At 26.3% G+C, this 6,669-nt stretch carries 5 protein-coding genes and 1 pseudogene; all 6 read right to left on the bottom strand.

Annotated elements, in window-relative coordinates:
• Positions 1–534 precede the first annotated feature (534 nt).
• A complete protein-coding gene (xth, locus tag EDL80_RS02070; protein WP_158406550.1) occupies positions 535–1,371 on the bottom strand; it encodes an exodeoxyribonuclease III in 837 nt (278 codons plus the stop codon).
• Positions 1,372–1,384: 13 nt separating this feature from the next.
• The gene (argJ, locus tag EDL80_RS02065) at positions 1,385–2,644 is read right to left on the bottom strand and encodes a bifunctional glutamate N-acetyltransferase/amino-acid acetyltransferase ArgJ (protein WP_158406549.1); all 1,260 of its coding nucleotides are present in this window, start codon (positions 2,642–2,644) and stop codon (positions 1,385–1,387) included.
• 846 nt (positions 2,645–3,490) lie between these two features.
• Complete coding sequence (locus tag EDL80_RS02060; RefSeq protein ID WP_196492744.1) at positions 3,491–4,183, bottom strand: hypothetical protein; 693 nt, start codon at positions 4,181–4,183, stop codon at positions 3,491–3,493.
• Between the two features lie 770 nt (positions 4,184–4,953).
• Positions 4,954–5,097, bottom strand: coding sequence for a hypothetical protein (locus tag EDL80_RS02055; RefSeq protein ID WP_158406547.1), 144 nt, complete (start codon positions 5,095–5,097; stop codon positions 4,954–4,956).
• 603 nt (positions 5,098–5,700) lie between these two features.
• Positions 5,701–5,954: pseudogene (locus EDL80_RS02050) on the bottom strand (translation initiation factor IF-2); the annotation flags it as partial.
• Positions 5,955–5,964: 10 nt separating this feature from the next.
• A complete protein-coding gene (locus tag EDL80_RS02045) occupies positions 5,965–6,633 on the bottom strand; it encodes an outer membrane beta-barrel protein (protein ID WP_158406546.1) in 669 nt (222 codons plus the stop codon).
• Positions 6,634–6,669: the final 36 nt, after the last annotated feature.

Here is a 6,669-nt window from a genome sequence, read left to right as displayed (position 1 = left end):
AAAAAAAAAAAACAAGAGAAACAAGATATTAAAATCAATAATTAATAAACTCCTATAAGATTTATCAATATAACACCTGTATAAATTTAGTGCTCCTTTAAATTAACTAAAAACATTATTTGATATCAGAAAAGCACATTAAAAACAAGCTTACGTATATCTAAAATATGAATACAAAATAAAAAGTAAAAAACATTACATACTATAAATCTAGTTCTATACAACGTTTTTATACCACAATAATACCTGAACTTAATCTATAAAAATTAATAAAAAACTACAAAATAAATAATTACATATTAAAACCTTCTTAAAGAAAAACCAACAAAAAATAAACTACATACCTTAACTGAAGTGAACTTGTTACATGCATAAACAGAAACGTTATATACAAAAATAGAATTTTTATAAGTATCAACTAATTATATCTTCCAAATATTATAAAATATCATTAGTTACCCATCTAACAGCATAAACTGTAAGTTCAAATTAAAATTTACTATATATCAAAAATCAACACTCTGATAATACATATTAAAAAGTAAAATCACATACAACAGGAACATGATCAGAAGGCACATCTAATCCTCTTAACTCATCGTGTATCACACAAGATGACAGTCTATCCACAGCTTGTGGAGACAATAATAGCATATCTATTCTCAAACCTTTGTTTTCTTGCCAAGCACCAAATTTATAATTCCACCAAGTAAACTGTTTTTTATTTCCATGCAATACACGAAAAGCATCAAAAAAACCTAAATTTGTAACAGAACGAAACTTTTGTCGTTCAAATTTATGACAACATAATTTACCATCCATAACCTCATATGAATACACATCTATAGGATATGGTGCTACATTATAATCACCACCTAATATACAAATCTCCTCTTTCTTAAGTAAAAAAGACATATATTGTCTTAACTGATCAAAAAAGCCAAGCTTATATTGAAAAGCATTAGACTCAATACTTTGACCGTTAGGAACATATACACTACCAATACGCACCTTAACATTATTATATAAAATAACGCATTCTAAATAACGAGATTCTTCACAATTATAAGTAAATTCTTCTGATCCCAATTCATAACATATGCTAGATTTTCCATCTAATGAAAAAATATTTGTCACAACCTCTTCTATGACAGGATACTTTGTTATTATAGCAACTCCATTTCTAGATTTCTGTCCATGTACATAACAATTATACCCTAATGACTCTATTTCTAAAGCAGGAAACTGATCATTTGTACATTTTATTTCTTGTAAAAGAGCTATATCAATATTGTATTTAGTTAACCACGTACACAGGTGATTTATTCTCTTCCTTATCGAATTCACATTCCATGTTGCTATCCTTAACATAACAAACAATCTATTAAGTTAAATAATGAGCATTAATATCAACAAACCGATGAGTTAAATCACATGTCCACACAGTTGTATTAAAATTACCAGTATTAATATCAACATCAATAGTAATATTACTATTTTTCATATATTTATCAACATAATCTTTATTATACATATCACTAATTTCACCATTCATTACTATAACATTATCCCCTATTTTTATAGATATTTTATTTTTGTCTAAAGGCTCACCTGCTTTTCCTATAGCCATGATTATTCTACCCCAATTAGCATCTTCACCAGCTATAGCTGTTTTTACAAGTGGAGAATTTGCTATTGAAAATGCTAAGTTTTTTGCAGCTTCCAATGAAACAACTTTATTGACATTAACTGTAACAAACTTTGTTGCTCCTTCTCCATCTTTCACAATCAAATGAGCCATCTCGATTAAAATATCTTTCAATGCTATTTTAAAATCATCAATTAACTGGTCATCAACAGAGCATATTTGTTTATGATTGGCTAAATTAGTTGCAAAAACCAAAACAGAATCACTAGTCGAAGTATCACCATCTACAGTAATACTATTAAAGGACACATCAACGTATTCTTTTAAAAGCTGTTGTAAAACATTTGACGTAATATTAGCATTAGTAAAAACATAAGCCAGCATAGTTGCCATATTTGGAGCAATCATACCAGATCCTTTACATATTCCATTAATAATTACTTTTTCTTCACCAATAAATACTTCTCTTGTCACCATTTTTGGAAATGTATCAGTAGTCATAATACTTAATGCAGCATCATTCCAAGGGTTTTCACTAATGGACCATGTACTATTAATCAATGCAGATTTAATCTTATCAATAGGTAAAGGAATTCCTATAATTCCTGTAGAACAAAAATACACTTCATTAATAGAACATGAAAATTTTTCTGCACACAATCTTGTTATTTCTTCTACTACTTTATACCCATTCATACCTACAGCAACATTAGCATTACCAGAATTAACAATTAAAACTTTTGCTTTACCATGAGAAATAACATTTCTACAATGCTCAACATTACTACTAGCTGTATAAGAATTTGTAAAGACCCCTGCTACACTACTATTATCCTGCATTTCAGCAACTAAAAGATCAAGTTTACCAGAAGATCTAATACCACAAGCAAATGAATATAAGTTAACACCACTAACTTTAGGCATTGTAGGAAATTTACTAGGAGCAAGAGGAGATAAAGAAAAATTACTTGAAGTATATGAAGAATGTTTAGACATATTTTACCACAATCAAGAATCTTATTTTTTTAATTTATACGAACTATTATCATACAATACAAGAAAGTTATTTAAAAAAAATAATACACATAAAATATAAGAATTAACTCATGAATTCCCTATAATTAGCATGTTTTGCACACATACAATTAATTTGCTGATAATTAAGTTAATAAACTATACAATTTATTATTCACGATCTACTCATCACAATCTTATTGCCATACTTATCCTCAACAATATTACTATTGACTAATTTAACCTTAACATCCAACACAGCTATTAAAATTGCTGGTTGGGATCCTTATACACTGTACTCCTTACTTCAAAGGAAATTTTTTCATACTACCATTAGTGCTTGTAATCCAGTTAATAAACCTTCCTAATGATACTATCTAACAAATTTTCGATTATCATAAAGATATTTTATCTATTAATTCCACACATATAGTACATGGTCTAAACACTATATATGCGTAAATTACATTAATTATATCTATAATTTAGCAAAAAAGTAGTATTAACAAGTAAAAATATATCTTAACATCTCTTTTCTCAATAACATACAGAAAGAATAACTTATGATCTATTATGCAAATATAACTGTATAAGATTTAATACAAATTTCTACTATAATATCCTCTGAATTACATAATTTTCAGCATTGCTAATTTCCTCACAAGACTATTATTTACAAACTCAAATTACTAAAACAAATAATTAATAAAATACATGAACACTTGGTTTTATACTGAGCATAAAATATTTTACAATTAAATATAATAGCTATTAAAAAACTTTTTTAATAATTTTTAATAAATCATTCATACTATTAGCATTAGAAGGCTACAATAGCATTTTTAAACTAAGAAATATCGCATGAGAATTTAATTGAAAATCCTGAAAGTGGTACATTATAGTATTACCATCTTCATCAGGAATTCTATTTGTTTCATATTTCCAATAATTCTTCAAGTAATTGTATCCAATACACACATCCATATTATTATTATACATATAACATAGACCAATTTCACTTTGCATACTTATACCATAATAAGTTGATAAGCTACTTTTAAACCCTTGATAATTTACTAAACCTCCAATACCAATACCATAACTAAAGTACCCACGAAATTCATTATTTATAATATAACTATATCCAACATTAGCAAGAGTTGTTATATTGTTAATTGCAAGTATATTTTCTGCTTTAGACAATGACACACTGCGACCAATAACTCTTTGTAGAATATCAACTAAATCTATTTGTTCAAAAGTTGATAATTTTCTTAAAGCAGGTTTTATATTAGCATATCTCATTTCAAGATCATAAAATAATCCATTTTTTAGTCTATACCCAATTGCAATACTAAAATCGGGGTTAAATTGTTCATAATTTACATATTCTGACTTAAAACTATCAGAATAATTGAGGCCTAAGTTACAATTTCCTTTTATATAAACAGGATTAGATGATGCATCAAAATTAATTACTATATATATAGCACTAAGAAAAAAATATATTAAATTTTTCATAAAAATGATAAAAATATTAATTTTATACCAAAATATTATTATCCTATATCAGGAAGTCAATATAAAAATAAAATCACTGAATACAATACAACAACACTATTGAGATAATAAAATAAGGAAAATTAAAAAAATATATTAATTATACAAAGTATAATATGACTAATACAGTACTTTATACTCAACTAATAATATATAACTATATAGCATGTTAACACACATACAAAATTATTAGGTATAATAAATGTATCATAATAGAGAAATACAGCGTATTACACAAAATAGTAAGTTTATAACCTTAATAAATGAATTCAACCCATATATAACTACGATTAAGCAGTAAAAACTTATAAGTTATACTACTTTTAATATCCCAAATAAATCAAGAATAAAAATTTAATGTCCATAAATATAATTTATAAATTAAATATGTTACCACAAATAATTCATTCAAAAAGTAAATATAATTAATAAGTTAACAACACTTCAAATAACAAATTGAGGTTCTATATTTCCCATTATCATATGAAACAATTTACTCACTACTATGTGTTTTTTACATACCAATACTTTAAAATACTAGCAACCTGATACAATCAAAGCGTTATAATGTATTATACAACTAGTATCATGTATGTTATTTCTCAAACTAATAATGATCTACATTAACAACAATTTTGACTTTTTCTATAAAATCCTTGCACAAAATCTCATCAATAAATACATTAAAAAGTTTTCCTAACTTACTGATAGTACAATACCACCGTTATCTTTCATATGTCAAACTTCATCACATATGCTCCAAGAATATATAAAACATCTATTTTTCCATACTTGACACCAGTCACTAATCTAAGATACGCTGATATGTTTTTCTTACTAGTACTGAGTGCAAAACCAATATCTAAGGTACCCATTCTAGCGCAGCCTTATGTAAAATGTTAACCATCCCAATAATTTTTTTAATATACTAAATTTTCTACAATTTTGACAGCTATATTTACTTAGAAATGTCATAATCTCAAAATTTAAAATTTACAAAAAAGTCTTCAATATTCTAAATCACAAAAGTACACCTGATAAAATGATAAAAAAGTCTCACCCATTAGAAATTCGTTGATGGATAAATTACCTTATAAAATAGTCCTACCAATTACTTAATATTGTTTTGGTAATCACTTATTTTTATAGTTAATTTTTCTTCATCATGAAATTTATCACTAAAAAAAAAAGGGAAATGAGTTCTTAAACTTCAAATCTATACTTCTATTCTGCATCAATAACAACTTACTTGAAATAAATACTTATCATAATCAATATTATGAAATTATTACTTACGACTGCATTAGTAATAACATCAGCACCTAACTTATTATATTTATTATAGAACCATTTGAAACTTTAGATTCTTTACTTTCTTAAAGAACGAGCTTTTTTATACGCTACTTCTATTATTATAGTTAACCACCTATTTAAATACTATATACATAACCTATTACTCATATATATTTATAACTATATTCAAAATCGGAAGCAACCTCCTTTACATCATCTTTAAAGCGACGCAACACTTTAACTCTACTTTCATATACAACACTATTATTACGAATTAACCTAACTAATCCATCCTTCTTGACTAAACCACTAGTACATAACAATCAAGTACACTACCATTATTCCCTGTAGAAAACACTTTCCTCATAGATAAAGTACCTATCTGTACTTCTTGTTGTAACGGTTTAAGCATATCAGTTAATACATTCTTAATATCATCTTAACTTAGATCAAAAAATAAACTCTAATCCAAATATTAATACCGAAGATCCTAAAATACTAAAACCTCCTTGATCAGCTTTACCTTTTTTAGCAACAACATAATTCACAATATACCTATACCCAGTATACACAGCAACATTAGAAATCAACTTGTATTTAATACCAATCATAGCTTGCATAAAAATGCTATTATTCAAAGACTCATCATTACCTCTAAATATATGATTAACAATGTTCTGTACATTAACACCAGACCCAAAATATATTGAAAGATCTTTTATACTTAAAAAGTTACCAATATTGTAATATAAGTTAAATAAAGCTCTATAATTATTAGCACCCCAATAGAACTTCTTGTCATGTAATGTATCACTATCAATAACCTTTTTATTACCAATGTACATTAATTCCAATTCTGTCCTTAAATTGCTCAAAGATGCACTTGAAAATATATACCCTAGAGTTAATCCTAAATCATAACCACGTACATTATTTATATTAAAATCAAAATCAAAATACCCACGGCCAGTTTTGAATTCTAATATTTTACTATTATATCCATAAGCACCTCCAATATAAAAGTTACCTATAGAAGTTGTCTTAACATTCTGAGCAAATGCAGAACCACTATAAAATAACAATAAACATGTAATCTGCAAGTATAAAATAATTCTCATTGCACAAGCTAACCAACTATAATATAAGGACCATAA

Source organism: Ehrlichia ruminantium, assembly GCF_009728835.1.
Lineage (GTDB): Bacteria > Pseudomonadota > Alphaproteobacteria > Rickettsiales > Anaplasmataceae > Ehrlichia > Ehrlichia ruminantium_B.
Note: the sequence above shows the minus strand (reverse complement) of the source record. Positions and strands in the feature narration are given on the sequence as shown.

Coding starts and splice junctions, on each gene's coding strand:
- xth (WP_158406550.1), bottom strand. CDS start 1,371: ATGTTAAGGATAGCAACATGGAATGTGAATTCGATAAGGAAGAGAATA.
- argJ (WP_158406549.1), bottom strand. CDS start 2,644: ATGTCTAAACATTCTTCATATACTTCAAGTAATTTTTCTTTATCTCCT.
- EDL80_RS02060 (WP_196492744.1), bottom strand. CDS start 4,183: ATGAAAAATTTAATATATTTTTTTCTTAGTGCTATATATATAGTAATT.
- EDL80_RS02055 (WP_158406547.1), bottom strand. CDS start 5,097: ATGGGTACCTTAGATATTGGTTTTGCACTCAGTACTAGTAAGAAAAAC.
- EDL80_RS02045 (WP_158406546.1), bottom strand. CDS start 6,633: ATGAGAATTATTTTATACTTGCAGATTACATGTTTATTGTTATTTTAT.